The following is a 23,602-nucleotide window of genomic DNA, read 5'->3' as shown; positions in this document are numbered from 1 at the left end:
CCGGCTCCTGTTAAGACTTCGCGGATTCAGCCGGCGACTGCTGCGGCTGTTCGTTCTCTTGAGCGACTTCTTTTACTGTCACCTGTATGCCGGGTTGGATTTTTTGCAGGCCTGTCAAAATGACGCGATCACCCTCTTTTAAACCGTCGGTAACCAGCCATTTATTGCCAATCGCCTTGGATGTGGTCACGCTGCGGATTTCAACTTTGTCACCTTCTCCCACGACCATGGCTGTCGCTTCACCTCTGGGGGTACGGGTAATGCCCATCTGGGGAACCAGCACCGCGTTGTTTTGTACACCGGCATCCAGACGTGCGCGAACGAACATTCCAGGTAAAAGGTCGTGATCCGGGTTAGGGAAAATGGCCCGTAGGGTGATGGAACCGGTGGTTTCATCTACGGTCACGTCAGAAAACTCCAGCGTGCCGGGATGTGAATACTCAGTACCATTTTCCAGCAGCAGGCGGACATTCGCTTTGCCTTCGCTTTGTTTCAGCGTGCCGTTTTCCAGATCTTTTTTCAGTCGCAGAAAATCATTACTTGATTGCGTGACATCGACATACATCGGATCGAGCTGTTGTACGGTGGTTAATGCAACGGTTTGACCGGAGGAAACCAGCGCGCCTTCCGTCACCGTTGATTTACCCACCCGTCCTGATATCGGCGCAATGACTTTGGTGTAAGCAAGGTTGATTTGGGCATTATCTACCGAGGCCTTGGCGGCCTGTACACTGGCGTCAGCCTGACGGGATGTCGAGACCGCCTGATCGTAATCCTGTTTGCTGATGTAGTTGGTGCCCAACAATGGTTTGTAGCGGTTAACCGTCAGACGGGCGATTTCAGCGCTTGCCTCGGCTTGGGCCAGTGAACCTTTAGCGCTATTGTAGGCAGCCTGATAGGGCGCGGGATCAATTTGATACAGCGATGAACCAGCCTGAATATCGCTGCCTTCAACAAAGTTGCGCTTCAGGATAATCCCGCCGACCTGAGGACGGACTTCCGCAATGCGATAGGCATTGGTGCGGCCTGGCAAGTCTGTCGTTACATTAAGCTCCTGGGTTTTCAACGTTACAATGCCGACTTCAGGTGCTGATTGCTGTGCTCCAGCCTGTTGTGTATTATCACATCCCGTGAGAATTAAGCCGCCAGAAAGCATCAGAACTGCCGCCAGAGGCGTTAGCCCTCTGTTTTTGTTCATAGATAAACCCCAAGTATCCGATTTGAAATTGACCAATGGATCACGCGCTTTAAAACCCATTGCTGCGATAATTTTATGTACGTGCTATGTTACATACATACTCGAATGTATGTAAATCATACTTTCTTTCAAATACAGCGATATGGCACGAAAAACCAAACAACAAGCTCAAGAAACCCGACAACAGATACTGGATGCAGCATTGAGAGTCTTCTCAGAGCATGGCGTGTCTGCAACATCGCTGGCTGATATTGCCATGACCGCAGGTGTGACCCGTGGCGCTATTTACTGGCATTTTAAAAACAAAGCTGAACTGTTTAACGAAATATGGATTCAGGCTGAGTTAAAGCTCAATCAGTTTGAAATAGAGTATCAGACAAAATTTCCTGATAATCCACTCTATGTTATGCGGGAAATATTGATTTATATGCTTCGTTTAACGGTGAGTGACTGTCAGTGGCGATCGATGATGGAAATCATCTTTCATAAATGTGAGTTTGTGGGTGAAATGTTGCCATCGCTTAATGCCCGTAAAGCGTGTTACCTCGATTGTTACTCTGATATTGAAGGCTATTTAATACGCTGTATTCATATGGGATTGCTGCCGGAAGATATTCAGCCCCGTCGGGCCGCCATTGCGCTGCGCGCGTATTTCTCCGGCCTGATGGAGAACTGGCTGTTTATGCCGGAAAGTTTCGATCTTAATCGGGATGCTCCAGAACTGGTTGACTCCTTCATTGATATGCTGCGTTTTAGCAACACGTTACGCCAGCCGGACTGATGCCGGAAATTCAGGGGCCATGCGCCGCCCTGATAACGAATGACCTCGTTTATCTCTTCAACAGCGCAGGTCTCAGGTCGCGGATGCGCCTTGCGCTATCCATCTTTTTAGACTGGCGGATGTTACTTCGTCTCTTCGGCGTGGTTTTCTTCCCGCGCTTTTTTCTGCAAATCCCGGCGTACAATTTCCAGCGCGGCCAACGCAACCTGCGGTTCTATCTGGTTATCTTCCAGCAACATAATGAGATCGATCGCCAGTTTGATTTCAGGCGCCGCATTTTCCAGTGACATTTCTCTTTACCTTTTTCATCTGTCATAGATTTTTCACATATAGCAGAAAATCCAGGCGTGTCTCCAGAATTTACAGACCCTGTTCCCTGCGTTCGATCAATCGTTCCAGTCTCGTTAGCGCCTGACGGCAGCGGGTCAATCGTCCTTCAAGGGCCGCCAATTCTTTTTGCAGGCGTTGCTGCTCGCTGAATTGAGTTTGCGTGTCCAGCAGGCTTTCTCTGTCATGGATCATCGACAGCAGGCGCCTTTCATAATCCTGGTGCTCGGCCAGTTTATGATAAAGATCCTGGGGCTGCTTTTGGGCCGTTTGTTCCTGGCGCCGTAAAGATTGGGTCGCTAACTCACGCTGCAGCGCCGTAATTTGCCTCACCAGTCTTTCAGCCATGAACGCCACACGCTCAGTGCGTTGCTCGGTAACTAGCTGCCTGATGGACTGGAAATTCAGAGTCACTTCATGGAAATAATCTTTTAGCCGCGTGCCATAGCTGCTAAACAGTTGCCGATCGAAACGCGATTGCGGAACGGATTTATCCGCCAACGGTTCGATCTCTTTTGCCAGCGAATCAATTTGTTGTTCAAGCGCGAGCAGCAATTTGTGAGTATTCACACTGTTCCTTATACCGATGAATGCAGCAGATTTATCTTTGGGGCTGAAACGCTCTTCATGTCAAAACATTATTCTCTGTCTTCCCACTTGCGAATATAGCATCTGATACGGCCTGCTTACGGAAATATTGATTTCCATAATGTAATGATGACTACCATTAACAAGCGTTCAATGTTGATGATAAAGTATCTGCGCCGGGTTGCGCTTTACTTACCCATTAACGCTGGATTGAATAAAGGTGAATATGTATCGCGCGTTGCTGATTGTCATGGGGTGGGTGGCTGTCGTTTTGGCAACGTTAGGTGTTGTGTTGCCTTTGTTGCCGACCACGCCGTTTTTATTGTTGGCGGCCTGGTGTTTCGCCCGTTCGTCGCCGCGTTTTCATTACTGGTTGTTATATCGTTCCTGGTTCGGGGGATATTTACGCCACTGGCAGCAACATCGGGCTTTGCCTCCGGGCGCGAAATGGAAAGCGGTTGTCGTTATTTTGCTGACGTTTACGCTTTCTCTTTGGCTGGTTAAGATTGGTTGGGTAAGGGTTCTCTTGTTGGTGATTATGGCGATTTTACTGACCTTTATGCTTCGTCTGCCGGTCGTTGATTCGGAGCAGCAAAAGATTTCCAAAAGAAATTGATGACGCATCGCCTCCGTGCGGCCCGCTGTTTCAACGCATCGCGTTGGCCTATTAGGCGTATATGGCGAGTCCACGGCAAAAAACACGCTGAGATCGCGGGGACTGTTGCATTTATTGCCCAGTTTGACTAGATTTGAGCGTTTTCGTGCGCGGACCGCCGCTTTCCTGTATCAAAAGTCAGCATTTCATCAAGGTAATGTTGGATAGCAGGGCGGTAGCGGCCAGCATTGGTATTATCAGAACGTTTTATCAGGCACAGATATGATGACCTCAACTGCGCAGCAGTCAGAATTGATTAAAAACAGTATCAAAAGCATTCCCGACTATCCGAAGCCGGGCATACTGTTCCGTGACGTAACAAGCCTGCTGGAAAACCCGACAGCTTATGCCGCCAGCATTGAGATGCTGGCAAACCGTTATCGTAATCGCGGTATTAACAAGGTCGTAGGGACTGAAGCTCGTGGTTTTCTGTTCGGCGCGCCGGTTGCTTTGGCGTTGGGCGTTGGATTTGTGCCGGTGCGTAAGCCGGGGAAATTGCCGCGTCCGACCATCAGTGAAAGCTATGAACTGGAATATGGCACGGATTCTCTGGAAATTCACGCGGATGCGATCGGCGCGGATGATAACGTTCTGGTGATTGACGATCTGCTGGCGACCGGCGGAACGGTTGAAGCCACGGTAAAACTGATTCGTCGTTTAGGCGGAACGGTAACCGATGCCGCATTTGTGATCAATCTGTTCGATCTGGGCGGCGCTCAGCGTCTGGAAGCCATGGGCGTGACCTGCTATAGCCTGGTCGACTTCCCCGGACATTGATCATAACAGTCTCGCGGATACCCGCGCGGCTGTGTTAGCATGACCTCCTCAATAACTCGACTGTTGCGGTATTGATGAGCTATCAGGTTCTTGCCCGTAAGTGGCGTCCCCAAACCTTTGCTGATGTCGTCGGTCAGGAGCATGTCCTGACCGCATTAGCCAATGGCCTTTCCCTAGGCAGGATCCATCATGCCTATTTGTTTTCCGGTACGCGCGGCGTCGGGAAAACCACCATTGCCCGTTTGTTGGCAAAAGGACTCAACTGCGAACAGGGCGTGACGGCAACGCCTTGCGGACAGTGTGATAACTGTCGTGAAATTGAGCAGGGCCGTTTTGTTGACTTGATCGAAATTGATGCGGCTTCGCGTACCAAGGTCGAGGATACCCGCGACCTGCTGGATAACGTTCAGTACGCTCCGGCGCGCGGGCGTTTTAAGGTGTACCTGATCGATGAGGTACATATGCTGTCGCGCCACAGTTTCAATGCCCTGCTGAAAACGTTGGAAGAGCCGCCGCCGCACGTAAAATTCCTGCTGGCAACCACCGATCCGCAAAAATTGCCGGTGACGATTCTGTCACGCTGCCTGCAATTCCATCTCAAGGCGCTGGACGTCGAGCAGATCCGGGCGCACTTAGAGAAGGTGTTGCAGGCGGAACATCTGGCGAGTGAGCCAAGAGCGCTGCAACTGCTGGCCCGCGCCGCCGACGGCAGCCTGCGAGATGCGCTAAGCCTCGCTGATCAGGCGATTGCCATGGGGCAAGGGCAGGTGACGACGGAGTCGGTCAGTCAGATGCTGGGAACGCTGGATGACGAACAACCGCTGGCGATCATTGAAGCATTGGTGAAAGCCGACGGCGCGCGAGTCATGTCCTTGCTCGATCAAGCGGCGGCGCGTGGCGTTGACTGGGAATCTCTGCTGGTGGAAACCCTGACGTTATTGCACCGCATTGCGATGGTTCAGCTATTGCCCACGGCGCTGAGTAATGACTATGCGGCAGTGGAAGCCCGTTTACGGGATCTGGCTCGGGTGTTGCCGCCTGCGGATGTGCAGCTTTACTATCAGACATTGCTGATTGGCCGTAAAGAGCTGTCTTACGCGCCGGATCGCCGGATGGGGGTCGAAATGACGCTGCTGCGCGCGCTGGCCTTCCATCCGAAACAGATTATTGAAGCGCCGGTGTCGCCCGTATCCGGCCTGTCTCAGGCCCCGGCTGATAGCGCGCCGCAATCCGCGCCGTCGCCGTCAAGAGCGATGCCTCCGTCAAACACCGCGCCGTCATCGCCGGCAATACGGCAAGAAAGCGTGGGAGAATCCTCTTACCCGAACGAGCAGCCGGCCCCATCAGACGGCGCTCCAGTTATTGAACCCGAATCTTCAGAGCAGACGGCGGAAGAGGGGGGGCTTTCTGATACCACGTCGCAGCTTTTACAGGCGCGTAGTCAGCTATTGCGAAAGCAGGGGGCAACCCCGCCAAAAAAAGCTGAACCGGCAGCGTCGAATAGCGCGCGGCCGGCAAACTCAGCACTTGAACGGTTAGCCTCGGTGACTGAGCGCAGTTTGCAACGGAGGAACGCGCAAGACGGCGCTTCGGCGGCGGCCAAAAAGAAACCGGAAGCCTATCGCTGGCGGGCGCAGAATACGGTGGAGGAGGTCAAAGCTGATGTCGCCACGCCAAAGGCGCTGCGTTCGGCGTTGGAACATGAAAAAACCCCCGAACTGGCGGCCCGCTTAGCGGAAGAGTCGTTGGCGCGCGATGAGTGGGCGGCGGAAATTAATCGCCTGTCGTTACCAAAACTGGTACAACAGCTGGCGTTAAATGCATTCAAGGCGTGTCCGGAGCCCGGCAAAATACATTTGCACCTGCGTTCTTCCCAGCGCCACCTCAATTCGCCGGCGGCGCAGAAAACGCTGGCTGATGCGTTAGCGGCCCACTATGGTCATCCTGTCGAACTGCTGGTGACCGAAGACGACAATCCGGCGGTGCTGACCCCGCTGGAGTGGCGTCAGGCTATTTATGAAGAAAAGCTGGCGCAGGCACGCCAGTCGATTATGACCGATAATACTATTCAAACGCTGCGGCGTTTCTTTGATGCGGAACTGGACGAAGAAAGTATCCGCCCTGTTTAACCGCTGCGAGTGCGCAGCCCGACGCGATAGAGAGAAAACTATGTTTGGTAAAGGTGGAATTGGCAATCTGATGAAACAAGCCCAGCAGATGCAGGAAAAAATGCAGCAGATGCAGGAAGAGATTGCAAATCTGGAAGTCACTGGAGAATCGGGCGCGGGGCTGGTCAAAATCACCATTAATGGCGCGCATAACTGCCGCCGGGTGGAGATCGATCCCAGCCTGTTGGAAGACGACAAAGAAATGCTGGAAGATCTGATTGCCGCCGCATTCAACGATGCCGCCCGTCGTATTGCTGAAACGCAGAAAGAAAAAATGGCGTCGGTTTCCAGCGGTATGCAGTTACCGCCGGGCTTTAAGATGCCGTTCTGATGCAAACCAGTCCGCTTCTTGAATCGCTGATGGAGACCCTGCGCTGTTTACCCGGTGTCGGGCCGAAGTCGGCCCAGCGCATGGCGTTCCATCTATTGCAGCGCGATCGCAGCGGGGGAATGCGTCTGGCGCAGGCGTTGACCCGCGCGATGTCTGAAATCGGCCACTGCGCGGACTGCCGCACCTTTACCGAACAGGACGTGTGTTCGATTTGTGCGAATCCCAGGCGTCAGCAAAACGGCCAAATCTGCGTGGTGGAAAGCCCCGCGGATATTCATGCCATAGAGCAAACCGGGCAGTTTGCCGGGCGCTATTTTGTGCTGATGGGGCATCTGTCGCCGTTGGATGGCATCGGTCCGGATGATATCGGCCTGGGGCGGCTGGAAGAGCGCCTGGAAAGCGAGTCTATCAGCGAAGTCATTCTGGCTACCAATCCGACGGTAGAGGGGGAGGCAACGGCCAACTACATTGCCGAGCTGTGCGCCCAGTACGGCGTCATGGCCAGCCGAATCGCTCACGGCGTGCCTGTCGGCGGCGAACTGGAAATGGTTGACGGCACCACCTTGTCTCATTCGCTGGCGGGGCGTCAGCCTTTCAAATATTAATCACCCCGCTGTCGGGCTTCGCGCCCGACAGCGGTTTATCGATTCATTTCTTTGCGCCTTTTCTCCGGTCAGAATTTTTTCCCCCTTGAAATCATTGTTGTCTATCCCCACTTCAAGCTCATCGTCAGTTTAATCAGCCTGAATAATATTAGGATTGAGGTAAGCAACAATGAGTATGAAAGGCCAAGAAACCCGCGGATTCCAGTCTGAAGTAAAGCAACTGCTGCATTTGATGATCCATTCACTGTATTCCAATAAAGAAATCTTCCTGCGTGAACTGATCTCCAATGCTTCCGATGCGGCAGATAAATTACGTTTTCGCGCGCTGTCCGCTCCCGAACTGTATGCCGGAGATGGCGAACTGCGCGTGCGGGTATCCACCGATAAAGAAAAACGGACTCTGACAATTTCCGACAACGGTATCGGTATGACCCGCGATGAGGTGATCGATAACCTCGGTACTATCGCCAAGTCCGGGACGAAAGCCTTTCTGGAGTCAATGGGTTCCGATCAGGTAAAAGACAGCCAACTGATCGGTCAGTTCGGCGTCGGGTTCTACTCGGCGTTTATCGTTGCCGATAAAGTCACCGTACGTACCCGTGCTGCGGGAGCGGAACCCGATCAAGGAGTATTCTGGGAGTCTGCCGGTGAAGGCGATTACACCATTGCGGATATCACCAAAGAAGATCGCGGCACTGAAATCACTCTGCACCTGCGTGAAGGCGAAGATGAATTCCTTGATGACTGGCGGGTTCGCTCCATCATCAGCAAATACTCCGATCATATTGCCTTGCCGGTAGAGATCGAAACGCGGCATGAAAGCGAAGAGGAAGGCGGCGAAGCCACGGTAAGCTGGGAGAAAATCAATAAGGCCCAGGCGCTCTGGACGCGCAGTAAATCCGACATCAGCGATGAAGAATATACCGAGTTCTACAAGCACATCGCCCATGACTTTACCGATCCTCTGTGCTGGAGCCACAACCGGGTTGAAGGGAAACAGGAATACACCAGCCTGCTGTACATTCCTTCCCAGGCGCCGTGGGATATGTGGAACCGCGACCATAAACATGGCCTGAAGCTATATGTTCAGCGTGTGTTCATCATGGATGACGCGGAACAGTTTATGCCGAACTATCTGCGCTTTGTCCGCGGCCTGATCGATTCCAACGATCTTCCGCTGAACGTCTCCCGTGAAATTCTGCAAGACAGCCGCGTCACTCAGAATCTGCGTAACGCGCTGACCAAACGCGTATTGCAGATGCTGGAAAAACTGGCGAAAGACGACACGGAAAAATATCAGACATTCTGGCAGCAGTTCGGTTTGGTGCTGAAAGAAGGCCCGGCCGAGGATGGCGCTAACCGTGAAGCGATCGCCAAGCTGCTGCGTTTTGCCAGTACCCACAATGACAGCTCCGCACAGACCGTATCGCTGGAGGACTATGTCAGCCGAATGGTGGAAGGGCAGGAGAAAATCTATTATATCACCGCCGACAGCTATGCCGCCGCGAAGAGCAGCCCGCACCTGGAGCTGTTCCGCAAGAAAGGTATTGAAGTGCTGCTGCTGTCCGATCGCATTGACGAATGGATGATGAGCTACCTGACCGAGTTTGACGGTAAGTCATTCCAGTCCGTCAGCAAAGCGGATGAATCGCTGGACAAGCTGGTTGATGAAGAAAACGACGCTCAGAAAGAAGCGGAAAAAGCGCTGGAGCCTTTTGTTGAGCGCGTCAAAACCCTGCTGGGCGATCGGGTGAAGGAAGTTCGTTTGACCCACCGTTTGACCGATACGCCGGCGATCGTGACCACCGACACCAACGAAATGAGCACCCAGATGGCGAAATTGTTTGCCGCGGCCGGGCAACAGGCGCCGGAGGTGAAATATATTTTCGAACTGAACCCGGAACATGCGTTGGTTAAACGTGCGTCTGACGTGAGTGACGATGCGCAGTTTGCCGAGTGGGTTGAGCTGCTGCTGGATCAGGCCTTACTGGCCGAACGCGGTACGCTGGACGATCCCAACCAGTTTATCCGTCGCATGAATCAGTTGCTGAGCGCCTGAGCCTGATCTGATGTGCCGCCCCGGCGTGTTGCCGGGGCGGATTTTCCCTTTGCGCTTTCCTTCTCCCCATCACCCCGATGCTCAATTATTCGTCTATATTGAACGTTCGTGCCGCTGCATCACGCCCGTAAACCACTTTTTCATCTATTGTCGGCAAGCTGAAACGAGCCCGTTTCTTGAGGATAACCGCCTGGAATGGTATGGTTTAGCGCTTTCAAATTTATTTTATAAATACTCCACCCAATAGATTTCGGAATGCGGAAAAGCGACCAACAGATTCCGCGGCTCGAAAAATGACGGGTTATATACATAAGCAAGGGGATTTACGCAATGCGTATTATTCTGCTGGGCGCTCCGGGCGCAGGCAAGGGGACTCAAGCTCAATTCATCATGGAAAAATACGGTATCCCGCAGATTTCTACGGGCGACATGCTGCGTGCAGCGGTAAAAGCCGGCTCCGAATTGGGAAAAAAGGCTAAAGAAATTATGGATGCAGGAAAACTGGTCACGGATGAACTGGTTATTGCCCTGGTAAAAGAACGTATCGCCCAGGAAGATTGCCGTAACGGTTTCCTGCTGGATGGCTTTCCGCGTACGATTCCCCAGGCTGATGCGATGAAAGAGGCTGGCATCAGTGTGGATTATGTTATCGAGTTTGCGGTTCCTGATGAGCTGATCGTCGATCGCATCGTTGGACGCCGCGTGCATCCGGCGTCTGGCCGCGTCTACCATGTGAAATTTAATCCGCCGCAGGTAGAAGGCAAAGACGATGTGACCGGTGAAGACCTGGTAACCCGTAAGGACGATCAGGAAGAGACCGTTCGCAAACGCCTGGTGGAATACCATCAGCAGACAGCGCCGCTGGTATCCTATTATCAGAAGGAAGCCGATGCTGGCAATACCCGCTACTTTAAAGTAGAAGGGACGCGCAAAGTCGCGGAAGTTCGTGCCGAACTGGAATCGATTCTGGGGTAATCTCCCGCTGTGCGTGATCGCGAGTGTTGTCTGCGCCTTGCGCGGCGACACTCGCTGATGACGATCGCGTAACGCAGAGACAGTCGCTATCCATACCCCCTCAATCAGTCAACGTCTATTATCCCTCACGCTCTGTTTGTCATAGCCGGTGCTTTCCCCTATCAATAACATCGATTTCAACGTTGTTATCTTTCAATTTTTATCCGGTGTTTTTCGCTACAATAGATAGCCTAACTGTACAGACAGGCTCGGGATAACCGACCCGTCCATAAAAGGAACGCTGTGATGACGCAAGAGAAGTATGGTGTGCTGATGGTGAATTTAGGTACGCCCGACGCACCGACCCCGCGAGCGGTGAAACGCTATCTGGCTGAGTTTCTGAGCGACCGGCGTGTGGTTGATACCTCTCGCTTGCTATGGTGGCCGCTGTTGCGGGGCGTGATTCTGCCTCGTCGTGCGCCGCGAGTGGCGAAACTTTATCAGTCTATCTGGATGGACGGCGGTTCACCGTTGTTGGTGATTAGCCGCCGGCAGCAACAGGCGCTGGCGGATCGCCTGTCGGGCATTCCGGTTGAGTTGGGAATGAGCTACGGTTCGCCCAGTCTGGCTTCAGCCCTGGATAAGCTGCTGGCTCAGGGGGTGACCACGTTAGTCGTGTTGCCGATGTATCCGCAGTATTCCTGCTCGACTACCGCATCCGTCTGGGATGGGCTGGCCAAGGCCTTGGGCCATTACCGCCGGTTACCTGAAATTCGCTTTATCCGTGATTATGCTGAGCATCCGGCTTATATCGCGGCGTTGCAATCCCAGGTTGAACAGTCATTTGCCGAACATGGCGAGCCGGACCGTCTGGTGCTCTCGTTTCACGGCATCCCGGTTCGCTATGCCAGCGAAGGGGATGACTACCCGCTGCGCTGTATGGCGACGGCAAGAGCGCTGGTTGCCGCATTGGGGTTACCGAAAGAGAAAGTATTGGTGACTTTCCAGTCGCGTTTTGGCCGTGAACCCTGGCTGACGCCCTATACGGATGAAACGTTGAAAGACTTGCCGGAGCAGGGCGTGAAGCATATTCAGATTATGTGCCCTGGTTTTGCCGCAGACTGCTTGGAAACGCTGGAGGAAATTCAGGAGCAAAATAGAGAGATTTTTCTGCACGCGGGAGGAGAACGATATACCTATATTCCGGCGTTAAATGATGATCCGTTGCATATTAATTTGCTGGAACAATTAGTCGCGAAAGCGAAATAAGCGGAAAGAAAAGAATTATCCTATTTACTCAAACCTAAATTTATTCTCTCTATTCTGGGGCGACCTGAAGGTCGTCACCGGCGGCGTTTTATGCGGGGAAGCTCGGTGATGATGTCATCACCGGGAAGTCTGGTATCCTGTTTCCCTTCTTTTCATTTCATTGATCGGTATTAAGTAAAAATCAATTTTGATGATCAAAATAACGGACGATTGACTATGCTTATACTCGTTGGGTTTCAGACGCGGATGGATGACGGGCGGCCTTTTGATTTATATAAAATTATGTCTTTCTGTAAGGATTGAGAAAATAAAACTTTAGGTAAATATAAAGGCCCGGCATATCCCCTCCTTATATATGGCATTAATGATAATCTACGTATGCTTATCTGGATGGTGTATGAATAAATATGACGATATTAAGCAGTTCAAAGAAAAGCTGAATCTGGAACATATTGACTATAAAGATACATCGGAAAACGATGTGCATATGCCATCGCAAGAGTGGGCGATTCTAAGGCAGGTCGCCGTTGCCAACGGCGGCGCCGATGATCATGCGGCGCTGCAGAGAATCGGCGGGCTGCCGGCGAGCCCGATTCTGGCGAGTAAAGAAGAGTTTGGTTCGGCGTCTCTGCTACAGGCGGTCAGTCAGCAGCTACCAGCCAGCCGGGATTCAGCCGTAGCCGACCAGCCCGCCGTTTCCATCGAACGAGCAACGGTTCCGGCTGCTTCGCCGCAGCCCGAGCCGGTATCAACATCGGCGAGAACCGGCGACGATGCCCCCGGTCGCGCCGATGACAAGCCGCGTTTCCAGAGCCTGTTCAGGCAAAAAAACGCTTCAGTCGATGAAAATGACAAACGCCGCAATACGCCGCTGAAACCACTGTTAGAGACCATTGCCTTATGCCGTTAGTGTGTGTGTGCTCTCCCAAAGGGGGCGTAGGGAAAACCACAGTCGCAGCCAATCTGGCATGGACGCTGGCCAGCAGCGGGCTTAAAGTGCTGGCTGTCGATTTCGACGTACAGAACGCCTTGCGTTTACATTTCGGCGTGCCGATGTCGGATGGGCGCGGATACGTGGCGCAGGCTACCGCCGCTTCCGACTGGGGGCAGTTTATCCTTAAAGCGCACTCCAATTTATTTGTTCTGCCCTACGGCGAAACCACGCAAGAGCAGAGGACGGCCTTTGAGCAGGCGATCGTCAGCGACGAACATTTTATCCAGCGCGGGTTAAACAGCGTACTAAGCTATCCCGATATGGTGGTGATCGCCGATTTCCCTCCCGGCCCGGCGCCGGCGCTGAGAGCGACCCGCCAACTTGCCGATATGCACATCGTCGTCATGCTGGCGGATACCGCCTCGCTCTCGTTGCTGCCGCAGATGGAGAACAACAGGTTCCTCGGCTCGCCCCTCAATAGCAAAAAGCGGGAATATTACGTTGTGAATCAGAGCGACATGCGTCGCCCGCTCAATCGCGACGTCACTCTGTTTTTCGAACAACGGCTGGGCGACAAGCTGCTCGGCACCATTCACCGTGATGAGTGCGTTCCGGAAGCCAATGCGTCGCAACAATCCATTCACCAATTTAGCCCGGTGTCCGCCGCCGCCTTTGATATCGATTTGATTAGCAAAAAGGTCGCGGCCATTTTGGAAGTTAATGTCGGGGGTGGGGAATTTTATTCTGCGCCGAAACATAGCCCTTACTAATTATTTTATCTGGCAAGCAAAAAAATGAATAAATTCCTTTTTTCATTGCTGATACTGCTGCTGTCGCCGCTTATCCTGGTTATCATCATCACGCCGATGGATAGCGATAAGCAGCTTTTTTTCGGATTGGTGTCAATCGTTACCGTTTTTTTGCTCGGTCGCGCGCGCAGCCGAAAAACCAATATCATTATCATGGTGATGTGTTTTTTAATGTCCTCGCGCTATATTTACTGGCGCGCGACCGAAACGCTTCATTTTAATTCGGTGATCGAAACGGTGCTGGGCATTGGGTTATTTCTTGCCGAACTGTACGCCTGGACCATGATGATCTTCAGCTATGTGCAAACCAGCTGGCCCCTGCAGCGCGGCATCCAGCCGCTGCCGGCGGACACCAGCCAGTGGCCGACGGTCGACGTCTATATTCCCACCTATAACGAAAGCCTGAGCGTGGTGCGCGATACGGTGCTTGCCGCACAATGTATTGATTATCCAAGGGATAAAATCAAGGTCTATCTGCTGGACGACGGCAAACGCAGCGAGTTCGCCGTGTTCGCCGCCGACGCGGGCGTTGGCTACATTACTCGTAACGATAATAAACACGCCAAGGCGGGGAACCTGAATCACGCCATGACGCTGACTCAGGGCGAGCTGATCTGCATTTTCGACTGCGACCACGTTGCCACGCGCGCGTTTCTACAGGCCACGGTGGGCGGCTTTCTGACCGATCCGAAGCTGGCGCTGATTCAGACGCCGCACTACTTCTACTCTCTGGATCCGTTTGAGCGCAATCTGTCCGTCGCCCGCCACATCCCCGGCGAAAACGACCTGTTCTACGGTCCGATTCAGCAGGGCAACGATAATTGGGACGCCACCTCATTCAGCGGCTCGTGCGCGGTCATTCGCCGCAGTGCGCTGGAGGAGATCGGCGGGTTCGCGGTCGAAACGGTTACCGAAGACGCCCATACCTCGCTCAAGCTGCAGCGGCGCGGCTGGCACGCCGCGTTCCTGGCCATTCCGCTCGCCGCCGGGCTGGCGACGGAGCGCCTGGCGCTGCATATCATTCAGCGCACCCGCTGGGCGCGCGGCATGACGCAGATCTTCCGGATAGATAATCCGTTGCTGGGCCGCGGGCTGAAGTGGCAGCAGCGTATCTGTTACCTCAACTCCATGCTCTATTTCCAGTACGGTTTGCCGCGCCTGGTGTTCGTCACCGCCCCGCTGGCCTACCTGCTGTTTAACCAGAATATTATCGCCTCATCCGCGTCGATGATTTTCGCCTATGTTCTGCCGCATCTGGTGCTGTCGATCTATGCCAACTCGCGCATCAACGGGCGCCACCGCTACTCGTTCTGGGGTGAAATCTACGACACGGTGATCATGTTCCATATCATTATCCCGACGCTGGTCACGCTATTTTCCCCCAAACGCGGCAAATTCAACGTTACCGATAAAGGCCGGCTGCTGGAAGAGGGCTACTTCGACTTCAATATCGTGCGACCGCACATTATTGTCACCGTCTTGTTGATTCTGGGGATTATCTGGGGGAGTACGCGTACCCTGATGGATCACTATATTGGTATGAATCCGCAGGTTATTTTTCTCAACGTATTCTGGGCTAGCTTCAATATCCTGATCCTGCTGGCCGCTATCGCCGTTGCGCGCGAAACCCGTCAGGTGCGGCAGACTATCCGCATCGATGTCGAAATCCCGGCCATTATTCATTTCGCCAGCGGCATCTCGCTGCGCACGCGCACGCTGAACCTTTCCATGGGCGGCGTGCAGTTGGTTACGCCAGACGAACGCTATAAGAACGACGTCATCGAAGAGGTTGAACTGCTGCTGCAGTCCGGCGCCGTCTGTATTCCTGTGCAGGTTATCGACGCCACTGATGAAATCCTGCGGCTGGAGTTTGAGGATATGCCGCTGTCGAAACGGCGGGAACTGGTACGCGTGGTGCTGACCCGTGCCGATGCCTGGATTAATCCTCCTTATCCGCAGGATAAACCGCTTAACGCGCTGTTGGGGATCATTCGCTGCGTGCTGGAGCTGTTTTGGTACGCTATCCGCGGCAACAAACACCCCAGGACGGTGGCTGGTCAGGCGGAGAAAAACGACGTACAGGGTGATGCGGTATGACGGGGTATCGGCTGCCGTTCACCGTACTTCACCGGCGACTGCTGCGCCGCGCGCTGCTCGCCACTGCGCTGTTGCCGGTGTTGACGTCGGCGGCAGCGCCCACTCTGCCGCCTGATTTTCCACCGTTGCCGCCGTTTAATAGCTCCCCGACCAGCCCGCAAACGCCGGCTCAGCCGCAGAATGCCGATCCGGCCGCGCCGCTGACCCTGCCGGCCCCGGCGGCATCGCCGGGCAACGACGGCGCAGGCGTGCAGCGGCTAAGCCAGATAGATAGCTATACGATTAGCGTTGCCGATATGGGACAGCGAGATGGACTCACCCTGAGCGGCGGGCAGATGCAGTCCGGGATTCGTTTCACTTTGCCTCACGGCCAGGTGGTGACCCAGGCGAAACTCTATCTGGTGTTCAGAACCACCTCCACGCTGGCGGAGGAGGGCAATCAGCTGTCCCTGATGCTCAACGGCCAGCCGCTGGGCGACATCCCGCTGGCCGAATCTTCGTCCGCGCCGAATACCTATGAACTGGATATTCCGGCGGCGCTGGTGGTCAGCAATAACAATCTCAGCTTCAGCATTCATAATCAGAACAGTTTGCTATGTGAAACCAGCGACGATAATCGCCACCAGGTCAGCATCCTGCCGGAAACCCGCATCGAGATGGCTAACCAACTGCTGAATATCGATAAAGATCTGGGTTATTTCCCGCGCCCCTTCTTTGACCCGATGGTGATGGGCAAAAGCGCTATTCCGATGGTGTTCGGCAGCACCCCTTCCTCGCAGAGCATTACCGCCGCCACGATCGTGGCGTCGATTCTCGGCCTGCACGCCAACTATCGCGATATTGAGTTCCCGGTTTATCAGAATACGTTGCCGGAAAATAACGCCATCATCTTCGCCATGCCGGGGGAAAATATCGCCGGTCTGAGCATCCCGGACAACGATGGCCCGGCGATCCAGATAATCGATAACCCGATCAATCCGCTTTATAAGCTCCTGCTGGTCACCGGACGCAACGAGGACGAGCTGCGGCAGGCGGCTTACCGGCTGGCCAGCGCGCCGCTCCCCGCCGGGCAGGATCGCCTGCTGGTGCCGAGTCAGCCCATCCCGCTGCGCCAGCCCTACGACGCGCCGCGCTGGATCAATACCGAGCGGCCGGTTACCTTTCGCGAACTGGTCAGCCAACCTGATGACCTGATCGCCGAGGGGGTATACCATGACAGTATCCACATCAATTTCCGCGCCGCGCCCGATCTGTTTATGTGGGATGGGCAAAATATTCCGGTGCGCATCAATTACCGCTTCCCGACCGGAAGCTGGATCGACGAAGACGCCTCGCTACTGAACGTTTCGCTGAACGGCACCTTTTTACGCAATCTGCCGGTTAATAAAATCGGTTTGTTGGAGTCGGCCTGGCGTCGGCTGGGCGGTGATACCCGTCAGGAAAGTTATCGGCTGGAGCTGGCGCCATACCTGATTTATGGCGACAACCAGATGGATCTGTACCATAACATCAAGCCAAGACCCGGCACGCCATGCGAAATGCTGCTCAGCGACAACATTAAAAGCACCATAGACGGCAACTCTTCGATAGATCTGAGCGGCTCCCACCACTTTTCCATGCTGCCCAATCTGTCTTACTACGTCGGGGCGGCTTTCCCGTTCAGCAAAATGGCCGACTTTTCCCACACCTGGATCGTGCTGGCCGAGAAGCCCGACGCGGCGGAAATCGGTACGCTGCTCAATCTCGCCGCGCGCGCGGGCAAGGCGACCGGCGTGGCGATCGGCCATGTGAAGATAAGACTGGGGCTGTCCAATGTCGCCGCGCTGGCCGACAGCGATGTGCTGATTGTCGCCTCTCTCACCCAGACGGCGCTGATGCGCCAGCTGTTGCACAATTCCCCCTATGATATTGATAACGCGCGACTCTCCCTGAAAACGCCGTCTATCTGGGACAAACTCAGGCGTTATTTATCCGGCCAGTGGTCGCAGCAATATCTGGCCGCTGACCGTTATCTCTCCTCGATCGGCGCCTGGCGCGGTTTTCTCAGCTTTCCGTCGCCCTGGGCGGCGAATCGCCTGGTGGTGGTCGCCACCGGCAGCAACGATGGACAGATTGAGCAGATCGATGGCGATCTGAGTTCGACGAAGATTAACGCCGGCATCCGCGGCGATATGGCGGTGATCACGCCCGATGGCAGCGTAAGGAGTTTCAACGTTAGCCCGCAGTATCCTGACGGGCAAATGCCCTGGTATCTGATGGTTATCTGGTACGCCAATCAGCATGTGGCGGTGCTGTCGTTCCTCGCCGTACTGATCTCCGTGTTGATCGGCATTCCGCTGTACCGGCTGCTGAGCCGCCATGCGCAACAGCGCTTAGCCCGGACGAATCGAAGCAATACGCCCGACGGGCCTGTTTAATCAGCCTAAGCGCAGGTACCAGTAATGATAAAAGCGAAACAAAAAATGAGGCGGAAAACGCGCTATCTGACGATGGTGAGCATGCTGATGCTGCCAGTCATGGCGGTGGCCGCACAGAACAGTCCGGCGATTAAGGCGTTGCTGGATCAGGCGGCGTACTGGCACGAAAGGGCGCATAGCGATCTGGCCAATGAGTCCTTAAATAAGATTCTGGAAGTAGAACCGAATAACGTCGATGCGCTGTACCTGCTGGCGCTGTACGCTCAGCAAAACGGCGACAACGCGGCGGCGCAGTCCTGGCGCCAGAAACTCGCCGCCTTGTCGCCGGGCGACAGCAGGCTGGATAGGTTGGATAACGCGCGCGCCCTGACGTCGATACCTCCCGCGCAACTGGCCAGAGCCCGTCAGTTAGCGGCCCAGGGCGATTTTGCTCGCGCCATTGAAAGCTATCGCGCCCTGTTTAAAGGGGCGCAGCCGCTGGATAGTCTGGCGGTCGAATATTATCAGACGATGGCCGGTCTCCCCGCTTCGCGGCCGGAGGCTATCAGCGGTCTGCAGCGCTGGTTGGCCGCGCACCCTGACGACAGTACGGCCCAGCTCGCGCTGGCGCGTATTCTGACCTACGACGAAACGACCCGGCGCGACGGGGTCAACCGTTTGGCCGCGCTGGCGGCGCAGAACGTCGACGGGGCCGATCCCGCTCTGAAGCAGGCTCTGCTGTGGATGACGCCGCAGGCCGGTGATGAATCGCTCTATCGTGACTACCAGCAGCGTAACCCTGGGGATCGGGACGTCCTGGCGCACTATGAACGCAATCTGGCGGGTATCGGTCTTGGTCAGGGGTACGCCGCGCTGCAAAGCGGCGATCTGAGCACGGCGAAGAGCCAGTTCGAGGCGCTGCTGGCGCAGAAGCCGCAGGATGCCGATGCGCTGGCCGGGCTGGGTTTTATCGCGCTGCGCAATGAAGATTTCGTCGGCGCGGAGAATTACCTTAACCAGGCGATAAACATCGGCGGGCCGAACCGCGAGCGCTGGGTGGCGCTGGCGCAGGACGCACGTTTTTATGGCGAGCTCAACAAGGCGAAACAGACCGCGGCCAGCGGCGCGTTGGATGAAGCGCTGGCCCTCAGCGCGCCGCTCAGCCAGCAAAGCGGCGAACGCGGCATCGCCGCCCAACTGTTTCGGGCCGACCTGCTGCGGCGAAAAGGCGATGCGGCGGCGGCCGAACAGGCTTACCGCAACATTCTTGCCGGCGCATCGGAGAACAATGATGCGCGCCTCGGTCTGTACTACAGCCTGCAACAGCAGCAGAAAACGGCGGAAGCGCAGCAGGTGCTGCAAAGTCTGCCCGTCAGTTTGCGGCCGCAGAGTTCTTCAGGCGTCGCCAGCGTCGAGCCTTTGCGCCGCGATGCCGCGCTGGCGCTGCAGGCCGGCAACGCCGAACGCGCGTTGACGCTACTGCGACAGGCGCAGCAAAGGCAACCGGCCAATCCCTGGGTGCGGCTGGATATCGCCCGCATTCTGCAACAGCAGGGCAACGACGCGCAGGCTCAGTCGATGGTGGCGCCGCTCGCGCAGCCGGGCGTCTCCGGTGAAAGCCTGTACGTGGCCGCCCTGTTCGCCGCTGATAATGAACGCTGGGCGGAGGCCAGCGCGCTGATGGCGCGCATCGCGCCGAGCCGGCGCTCCAGAGAAATGGCGGCGTTGGCCCGGAGGGTGGAATTCAATCAGCGGATGGCGCAGGCTCGCCTTTACTTACAGCAGGGCAATCAGCCGGCGGCGGCCGCGCTTCTGCATGAACTGACCAGAACGCCGCCCGGCGCGCCGGCGGATCTCGGCAACCTGGCGCTGGCGTTGCAGCAGGCCGGCGACAACGCAAACGCGGTGCGCCTGGTGCGGCAAAATATGCAGAGCGGCGTGCAGGGCAACGCCGGCGATTATGCCGCTCAGCTTAACGTACTGAATCAGGCTGGTCTGACGGAAGAGGCCGACGCCTGGCTGAATAATCCCGCCATCCAGAGCCGCAGTTCGCCGGTGGATATCAGCCGGTTGCGCACCGGCTCGATCATCAACGAGGCGGACAGACTGCGCGAGCAGGGGCAATACGCCTCGGCATACGACAAACTGATTGTCGCCCTGCAGCAGGATCCCCAGAACGATGATCTGATGCTGGCGATGGGCCGTCTGTATCAGTCCGGCAAAATGAATCGGGAAGCCGGTCAGGTCTACGACTACCTGTTGCGGCGCGATGGGCAAAATCAGCAGGCGCGCGAAGGCGCGGTGAACGTCGCGCTGGCCAATGGCGACGTGGCGCGGGCGAAAACGCTGATGGCCGGTATGAGCGGACCGCGCACGCCGGAACGCCTGCTGCTGGCGGCGCGGGTGGCGCAGGCGGAAGGCGATCGTCAACAGGCGCTGGCGTTGCTGCGTTCGGCCAAAGGGCAGATGATTGGCCTGCAGGGCGCCGACAGCAACGCAACCATCGCCGGTTTGCCGATAACCGACAACCCGTTTATCAACCAGCAGACCCGCACCAGCCGCAGTTCGTCGGCTTACGGTCAGATTCTACCCTGGCAGCTGTCGCCGCGTCAGGCGGAAAACCGCTACGATCTGACCAGCGGCGCGACGCAGACCGCAGCGGCCAATACGGAGAATGCGACGCTGCGCGAGGTGGATCGCCTGCTGGACGAAGTGCAGGGACGAGAGGCCAGTTGGGCGCAGGGCAACGTCAGCGTGCGCGGGCGCGACGGGGAAAACGGCCTGAGCAAGCTGACCGAGGCCAAAGCGCCGCTTAGCCTGTCCGGCGTGCCGTTCGATACCTCGCGCCTGAGTTTTACCGTCACGCCGTTAACGCTGAATGCCGGCACGCCGACCGGCACCACCAGCAACCGTTTCGGCACCGGCGCGTTGCAGCAAGCACAGCTGGCGCAAGCGTCAACCGCCGCCTCTGCGCAGGCGGCGACGGAGTCCGCTCAGGCCGCCGTAGCCGCGGATACCAACTACCAGACGCTAAAGAGCAACCAGGATACGACTTGCGCGGTCAGTTCCACCTCCTCGGAATGTCTGGCGGCGACAAGCGCGGCGAGCGAAGCCTATATAGCTAAACAGCTGGCCGACAGTAACGTCACCACGGCGCAAACATTCGGCCCCAACGATTTCAACGCCGCCTCGCCCGGCGCGCAAAAGGCCAACGGCGTTGAGCTAAATCTGGCGCTGGCCGGCGACAGCTATAAAACGGATATCGGCACCACGCCGCTGGGCCAGGATACGAACACGCTGGTGGGGGGGGCGCAGTGGTCGCCGAAACTGAGCGACTACACCACGCTGACCCTGAACGCCGAGCGGCGGCCGGTGACCGATAGCCTGCTGTCGTATGTCGGCGTGCGCGACAGGTTCAGCGGGAAAAAATGGGGCGCCGTCACGCGCAACGGCGGCAGCGTCAATCTTGGCTATGACAACGGCGACGCTGGTTTCTATACCGGCCTGGGCTATTACAGCTACCTCGGCGATAACGTCGCCAGCAATAAGGGGCTGACCACTTCATCGGGCATGTATATTCGCCCTTACCGCTATGACGATCGGGAACTGAAACTGGGCGTCAACGTCAGCTATATGAATTTCTCCAAAAATCTGAGCTATTTCAGCTACGGCCAGGGCGGCTACTTCAGCCCGCAGGATTACGTCAGCGTGTCGTTCCCGGTGGAATACAGCCAGCAATACGACAACTGGAACTATAAACTCAGCGGAGCCGTCGGTTATCAATCATACTCTCAGAAAGAGAGTGCGTATTTCCCGAATGATCCGGCGCTGCAGTCTGAACTGGAAGGGCTGGTGGCCGCCGGCTATGGCACGGAAGCCTGGTATTCCGGCCAGAGTCAGAGCGGCATTGGCTATAATCTGAAAGCCGAGGGAAGCTATAAACTCAATAAAAACATGATAATAGGCGGACAGGCCGGCTACGATACCTTCGGTGATTATTCCGAGAGCACGGCATTGGTCTATTTCAGGTATTTACTGGATGGGAAATAACTATGCAAGCGTATGACCCCGTGGCGCAGCAGCTTGAGTATTATCAGTACAAACAGCAAAAGCCAGGCTGGCAGGATCTGTTACAGGTTCTGTTCGCCGGCATTTTTTCCGATGCGGATGAAGCCGACGCCAGCGCCTTTCTGCGGCTGGCCGGTAAACATTTTGCCCGTCGCTATCCCCTGGCCGCCAGTTTGACGCTGGGCGAATTGGAAGATCGCATCAACCAGCGGCTGGCCGAATTCGACTGGGGATTCGTCAGGCTCGAACCGGCGGAGCAGGCATTGACCCTACTGCATCAGGCGTGGCCGATGCTGCTGTCGTCCGAAGCACCGCATAACGAAGAGCGGAGCTGGCGTCGGGCTTTCTCCTGCGTGCTGGAAGGCGTCTACAGCGAATGGCTGCAGGCCCAGGGCGGTCATCCGCATGTCGCCGTGCGCGGGCAATCGGCTAACGTTTCAGAGCGCACGCTAATTTTCCTCTATAAAGGCGGCTTGTAAGGCCAGGGAGCGACTGACATGCCCATACGATGGATGAAAGGCATTTCGTTATTGCTGCTATGGGGGGTGCTGTCCGGGATGGCGCTGGCTCAGGAGCAGGACAACGGCTGGAGCCAGTTTAAGCAGCGCTATGTTTTGCCGGAAGGCCGGGTAGTGGATACCGGCAATAACAATATTAGTCATACTGAAGGGCAGGGGTTCACGCTGCTGCTGGCGGTGTTCAATGATGACCGGACCACCTTCGACCGCCTGTGGCGCTGGACCAAAAACACGCTGTATCAGCCGGAAAGCGGTTTGTTCTGCTGGCGTTACGATCCGGCCGCAAAGGAGAAAGTCACCGATAAAAACAACGCCTCCGACGGCGATACGCTTATTGCGTGGGCGTTGCTGCTGGCCGCGGATAAATGGCAGACGCCGGAATATCGCGTCGAATCGCGTCAGATCCAGGCGGCGCTGATCAAGCATACGGTAGTCGCTTTTGCCGGCTACCAGGTCATGCTGCCCGGCATGAACGGCTTTAATCACACCGACTCTGTCAACCTCAATCCGTCCTATTTCCTGTTTCCGGCCTGGCAGGCTTTCTATCGCGACAGCCGCCTGAAAGTGTGGTCTGACCTGCAGCAGGACGCATTGCGCCTGCTGAGCCGGATGAATTTCGGTCAGCCGCCGTTGCCTGCCGACTGGGTGACGCTGAACACCGATGGAAAGATGACGCCGGCCGACGGCTGGCCGCCCCGTTTTAGTTTCGATGCGGTGCGCATTCCGCTCTATCTGCGTTGGGCGCGGATAGACGGGCGCGCAATGGCGCCGTTTCGTCTTTATTGGCAGCGCTTTATGCGCGAAAAGACGCCGGCATGGGTCAATGTTACCACCGGCGAACAGGCGGAATACCCGCTCACCGGCGGAATGATGGCGATTCGCGATATCACATTGGGGCAGGATAAGCTGGTCAGCGATCGGCTGCTGGTGGAAGAGGATTATTATTCGGCCAGCCTGCATCTGCTGGCGTGGTGGGCAATCCGCTAGTATGCCCTTCATCTTTCAAGTTACAGGTGCGTTGGCTGCCTAATTACTTGGCCCTTTCCTGGGCCTCGCCGGTAAAGGGGC

The 23,602-nt window shown here is 55.8% G+C and carries 19 protein-coding genes and 1 other annotated feature; of the genes, 16 read left to right on the top strand and 3 right to left on the bottom strand.

Translation table 11 applies throughout. The features are described from left to right. Positions 1-10: 10 nt before the first annotated feature. Entirely contained in the window at positions 11-1,198 is a 1,188-nt protein-coding gene (locus ACN28R_RS13030) for an efflux RND transporter periplasmic adaptor subunit (protein WP_048639618.1), read from the bottom strand. A 142-nt stretch (positions 1,199-1,340) separates the two neighbouring features. Here ACN28R_RS13030 and acrR point away from each other — a divergent pair, with 142 nt between their 5' ends. After that, on the top strand, positions 1,341-1,979 hold the full coding sequence (gene acrR, locus ACN28R_RS13025; protein ID WP_048635792.1) for a multidrug efflux transporter transcriptional repressor AcrR: 639 nt from the start codon (positions 1,341-1,343) through the stop codon (positions 1,977-1,979). Between the two features lie 122 nt (positions 1,980-2,101). Here acrR and rsmS read toward each other — a convergent pair whose 3' ends face one another. Together rsmS and priC are read right to left on the bottom strand one after the other, a co-directional pair. Beyond that, positions 2,102-2,269 (bottom strand): pleiotropic regulatory protein RsmS, encoded by a 168-nt coding sequence (gene rsmS, locus ACN28R_RS13020; RefSeq protein WP_072065795.1) that lies wholly within the window; start codon positions 2,267-2,269, stop codon positions 2,102-2,104. A 70-nt stretch (positions 2,270-2,339) separates the two neighbouring features. Continuing rightward, positions 2,340-2,876: a primosomal replication protein PriC gene (gene priC / locus ACN28R_RS13015; protein WP_095834623.1), complete on the bottom strand. Its 537-nt coding sequence runs from the start codon at positions 2,874-2,876 to the stop codon at positions 2,340-2,342. 244 nt (positions 2,877-3,120) lie between these two features. On the opposite strand from priC, the gene ACN28R_RS13010 reads away from it, so the two are divergent. From ACN28R_RS13010 to ACN28R_RS12940, 15 genes are all read left to right on the top strand, one after another. After that, positions 3,121-3,510, top strand: a complete 390-nt coding sequence (locus ACN28R_RS13010) for a DUF454 family protein (RefSeq protein WP_048635790.1) — start codon at positions 3,121-3,123, stop codon at positions 3,508-3,510. Positions 3,511-3,774: 264 nt separating this feature from the next. Continuing rightward, positions 3,775-4,326: an adenine phosphoribosyltransferase gene (apt, locus tag ACN28R_RS13005; RefSeq protein WP_095835800.1), complete on the top strand. Its 552-nt coding sequence runs from the start codon at positions 3,775-3,777 to the stop codon at positions 4,324-4,326. A 74-nt stretch (positions 4,327-4,400) separates the two neighbouring features. Then, positions 4,401-6,455: a DNA polymerase III subunit gamma/tau gene (gene dnaX, locus ACN28R_RS13000; protein WP_095834622.1), complete on the top strand. Its 2,055-nt coding sequence runs from the start codon at positions 4,401-4,403 to the stop codon at positions 6,453-6,455. Beyond that, positions 5,782-5,846 (top strand) — a sequence feature (DnaX frameshifting element). It overlaps the preceding gene by 65 nt. Before the next feature lie 40 nt (positions 6,456-6,495). Next, positions 6,496-6,825 carry a YbaB/EbfC family nucleoid-associated protein gene (locus ACN28R_RS12995; RefSeq protein ID WP_048635788.1) on the top strand — a complete coding sequence of 110 codons (330 nt, stop codon included), beginning with the start codon at positions 6,496-6,498 and terminating at the stop codon, positions 6,823-6,825. Next, positions 6,825-7,430 carry a recombination mediator RecR gene (gene recR / locus ACN28R_RS12990; protein WP_048635787.1) on the top strand — a complete coding sequence of 202 codons (606 nt, stop codon included), beginning with the start codon at positions 6,825-6,827 and terminating at the stop codon, positions 7,428-7,430. The genes ACN28R_RS12995 and recR overlap by 1 nt, the downstream gene beginning before the upstream one ends. Positions 7,431-7,605: 175 nt before the next feature. Then, positions 7,606-9,489: a molecular chaperone HtpG gene (gene htpG, locus ACN28R_RS12985; protein WP_183096757.1), complete on the top strand. Its 1,884-nt coding sequence runs from the start codon at positions 7,606-7,608 to the stop codon at positions 9,487-9,489. A gap of 330 nt (positions 9,490-9,819) precedes the next feature. Further along, positions 9,820-10,464 carry an adenylate kinase gene (gene adk, locus ACN28R_RS12980; RefSeq protein ID WP_048635785.1) on the top strand — a complete coding sequence of 215 codons (645 nt, stop codon included), beginning with the start codon at positions 9,820-9,822 and terminating at the stop codon, positions 10,462-10,464. Between the two features lie 285 nt (positions 10,465-10,749). After that, a complete protein-coding gene (gene hemH, locus ACN28R_RS12975; protein WP_048635784.1) occupies positions 10,750-11,712 on the top strand; it encodes a ferrochelatase in 963 nt (320 codons plus the stop codon). 397 nt (positions 11,713-12,109) lie between these two features. Then, on the top strand, positions 12,110-12,622 hold the full coding sequence (locus ACN28R_RS12970) for a cellulose biosynthesis protein BcsO (protein ID WP_183096756.1): 513 nt from the start codon (positions 12,110-12,112) through the stop codon (positions 12,620-12,622). Further along, complete coding sequence (bcsQ, locus tag ACN28R_RS12965; RefSeq protein WP_048635782.1) at positions 12,613-13,416, top strand: cellulose biosynthesis protein BcsQ; 804 nt, start codon at positions 12,613-12,615, stop codon at positions 13,414-13,416. The genes ACN28R_RS12970 and bcsQ overlap by 10 nt, the downstream gene beginning before the upstream one ends. 24 nt (positions 13,417-13,440) lie before the next feature. Continuing rightward, entirely contained in the window at positions 13,441-15,552 is a 2,112-nt protein-coding gene (gene bcsA / locus ACN28R_RS12960) for a UDP-forming cellulose synthase catalytic subunit (RefSeq protein WP_053085498.1), read from the top strand. After that, positions 15,549-17,969 carry a cellulose biosynthesis cyclic di-GMP-binding regulatory protein BcsB gene (gene bcsB / locus ACN28R_RS12955; RefSeq protein ID WP_095834619.1) on the top strand — a complete coding sequence of 807 codons (2,421 nt, stop codon included), beginning with the start codon at positions 15,549-15,551 and terminating at the stop codon, positions 17,967-17,969. Before bcsA ends, bcsB begins: the two co-directional genes overlap by 4 nt. 45 nt (positions 17,970-18,014) lie before the next feature. Beyond that, positions 18,015-21,998: a cellulose biosynthesis protein BcsC gene (locus ACN28R_RS12950; RefSeq protein ID WP_095835799.1), complete on the top strand. Its 3,984-nt coding sequence runs from the start codon at positions 18,015-18,017 to the stop codon at positions 21,996-21,998. 2 nt (positions 21,999-22,000) lie between these two features. Then, positions 22,001-22,495, top strand: a complete 495-nt coding sequence (gene bcsD, locus ACN28R_RS12945; RefSeq protein WP_095834618.1) for a cellulose biosynthesis protein BcsD — start codon at positions 22,001-22,003, stop codon at positions 22,493-22,495. An 18-nt stretch (positions 22,496-22,513) separates the two neighbouring features. Next, the gene (locus tag ACN28R_RS12940; RefSeq protein WP_095834617.1) at positions 22,514-23,521 is read left to right on the top strand and encodes a family 8 glycosyl hydrolase; all 1,008 of its coding nucleotides are present in this window, start codon (positions 22,514-22,516) and stop codon (positions 23,519-23,521) included. The last annotated feature ends 81 nt before the right edge of the window (positions 23,522-23,602 follow it).

The organism is Brenneria goodwinii (assembly GCF_002291445.1).
Lineage (GTDB): Bacteria > Pseudomonadota > Gammaproteobacteria > Enterobacterales > Enterobacteriaceae > Brenneria > Brenneria goodwinii.
The sequence above is the reverse complement of the archived record's forward strand: the minus strand, read 5'-3'. Positions and strand labels throughout refer to the sequence as shown.